The following is a 2,131-nucleotide window of genomic DNA, read 5'->3' as shown; positions in this document are numbered from 1 at the left end:
TGCAGGGATCGAGGTGGCTCACATGATCCGCAAGAACCAATTCGCCAACGACAATCAAGCGCCATTTCAGATCTTTGCGGAGCTCGCAGCATAGATGTGTCCAGTGATAAGCACACATCTCTCCTACAGAAAAATTTGCAACACAACCCGTTCAACCACCCCCATTCCAACCGACGAATGGGAAGACGTTCGTCGAGACGCGCCAAAGCTTCGCTGGCGTGCGCCAATGGCGACATCAAGTACGCGCGGCAGATCCGGTGGCATGTTTCTGATTTAGAGTTAGAGTCAAGAAAACTCCCGCAACTTAGAAAAGATGCGTTAGTGGCAGCTTCTGTTTTTCCCAAGATCTGTAAGAACAGAATAAACGTTATAAAGGGTTGTTAATCCAGTCTTCAAATGCATTCCGTATCCTAATTACAAATACGGCTCCGTTTTGTTCAATTTGATAAATAATCAGATGAGCTTTAAACGGATGAATACGAACAGGTGGAGAGATTTCTTCCCGTTCGCGTGCCATTTGTGGATTTTTTGCGATCAGATCCAACGTGTTAAACAGGTCCGAATGATATCGTTTGGCCTGTATAGGTCCGAACAGTGCTATGCCGTACTCTGCAATAGCGATTATATCTTCTTCCGCCTTAACAGAGAGATTAAATACCATTAGTTGCGTTTCAGAGATTTTTCGGCGTTAGCAATTGCCATAGCAAAGAGATCATCCCGTGAACAAGTTCCCTTACCACTTTGTAGGCCCTCGTCAACAAATCGCTGCATTGCTGCGATCTTATCGCTACGCATCTGATCCTTACGGATCAAGTCGCGCACATAGTCACTCACGTTCGAATAGCGTCCTGTTTTGGCTTGGGCCTCAACCCATTCTTTCATAGGATGAGGGAGCGATACATTCATCGTAGCCATTAAACTCTCCTTTCGCTGCAATCTATATTCACAGATTGGCAAAGTTTGTCAATTTATTATTGACTCCTACCGTTGCGTTGTACGCAAGCCAATTAATGCTGATTGCCAGTCTAGAACATGCTTTGTTGTGTATTTAAGCTATGAGTTTTAAGCAAAGCTGCATTCTATCCAACCTGATATCTTGCGGTGGAATGGTGTATGTCGATTACTCGCTACCGTATCGGCGCATGAGTGGCTTCAAAGGCAATTCACAATATCTTCACGCCTGAACTCCTCGTTACGGTTCACTCCAAGCAAATCCAAAATTTGTTTTTCGTGTTGCAGCCATGTCTCTGTAAATATACACATCGAACCTCAACAATGACACTTGAGGAAACTATGGCGACTGGTACAGTTAAGTTTTTTAACAATGATAAAGGCTTCGGCTTTATTACTCCTGAAAATGGTGGTGCGGATGTATTCGTTCACATCTCAGCTATCGCTTTTGGAGGCGCTCTTCAGGAAGGACAAAAAGTCAGCTACGATATCGGGCAAGACCGCAAAACAGGTAAGTCCAAAGCTGAAAACGTTAGCGTTCTTTAAGCTAAAGCAAATCCAGAATTAGGCTGACAAAATCTTCGTCCCATGTGACTTCTGACCACTTCCCACTCATGTGGGGCGGAAAGTTCTATTAAATTATATTCAGCAACCGTAAGCTAAATTCTTGTGTTTTCAGGGTCCTAACTTGACCTCCGTTTTATTATTTGACCTGCGCCGGGTAATTCATCGCACGTAGATACATCAGAGCAGGCAATGCTTTTGGCAAGCAAGTTCGAGCTCGACCTGCATCTCTTTTCACCAGAGCAAGTAGATAGTGTTTGTCCAGACGAGGGGCTTTAAATAGTTTTTTGAAAACTGAATTCGTTATAATTTAAGTTCACAAATCGCCTTGAAGGTATATGAACCTCCAATATCCTTGGAAATTTCGGTAAGCTTCAGAATAGATTAATTATTTCGCATTAGCAGCCCCCGCCCGGCAACAAGCCGGTTAATTTAGCAATTTTGGCTGCACTGAAAACACAGATGTCTTCACCACTTTAATTTCAAAATATAATTTCCGAATTCTGCGACAAGCGCGTCAAGCCGCACGTGTCGGATGAGGTTGTGTTGCAAATTTTTCTGTAGGATAGATGTGTGCTTATCACTGGACACATCTATGCTGCGAGCTCCTCAAAGA

3 protein-coding genes and 1 pseudogene are annotated in these 2,131 nt (G+C 43.7%); 2 read left to right on the top strand and 2 right to left on the bottom strand.

Annotated features, from left to right (window positions below; translation table 11 throughout):
* Window positions 1-94, top strand: a pseudogene (locus HBA93_RS17690) (IS6 family transposase); the annotation flags it as partial.
* Window positions 95-367: 273 nt separating this feature from the next.
* Here the strand turns inward: HBA93_RS17690 and HBA93_RS17685 are convergent.
* Both HBA93_RS17685 and HBA93_RS17680 read right to left on the bottom strand, forming a co-directional pair.
* On the bottom strand, window positions 368-661 hold the full coding sequence (locus HBA93_RS17685) for a type II toxin-antitoxin system RelE/ParE family toxin (RefSeq protein ID WP_221724165.1): 294 nt from the start codon (window positions 659-661) through the stop codon (window positions 368-370).
* The gene (locus tag HBA93_RS17680) at window positions 661-915 is read right to left on the bottom strand and encodes a type II toxin-antitoxin system ParD family antitoxin (RefSeq protein ID WP_221724164.1); all 255 of its coding nucleotides are present in this window, start codon (window positions 913-915) and stop codon (window positions 661-663) included. Before HBA93_RS17680 ends, HBA93_RS17685 begins: the two co-directional genes overlap by 1 nt.
* A 378-nt stretch (window positions 916-1,293) precedes the next feature.
* Here HBA93_RS17680 and HBA93_RS17675 point away from each other — a divergent pair, with 378 nt between their 5' ends.
* A complete protein-coding gene (locus HBA93_RS17675) occupies window positions 1,294-1,497 on the top strand; it encodes a cold-shock protein (RefSeq protein ID WP_221724163.1) in 204 nt (67 codons plus the stop codon).
* Window positions 1,498-2,131 lie beyond the last annotated feature (634 nt).

The sequence above is a fragment of the Ochrobactrum sp. SFR4 genome, from assembly GCF_019730395.1.
GTDB lineage: Bacteria > Pseudomonadota > Alphaproteobacteria > Rhizobiales > Rhizobiaceae > Pseudochrobactrum.
The sequence above is the reverse complement of the archived record's forward strand: the minus strand, read 5'-3'. Positions and strand labels throughout refer to the sequence as shown.

What these genes read in the sequence shown, in the direction of transcription:
- HBA93_RS17685 (WP_221724165.1), bottom strand. Translation starts at nt 661, where the DNA reads ATGGTATTTAATCTCTCTGTTAAGGCGGAAGAAGATATAATCGCTATT.
- HBA93_RS17680 (WP_221724164.1), bottom strand. Translation starts at nt 915, where the DNA reads ATGGCTACGATGAATGTATCGCTCCCTCATCCTATGAAAGAATGGGTT.
- HBA93_RS17675 (WP_221724163.1), top strand. Translation starts at nt 1,294, where the DNA reads ATGGCGACTGGTACAGTTAAGTTTTTTAACAATGATAAAGGCTTCGGC.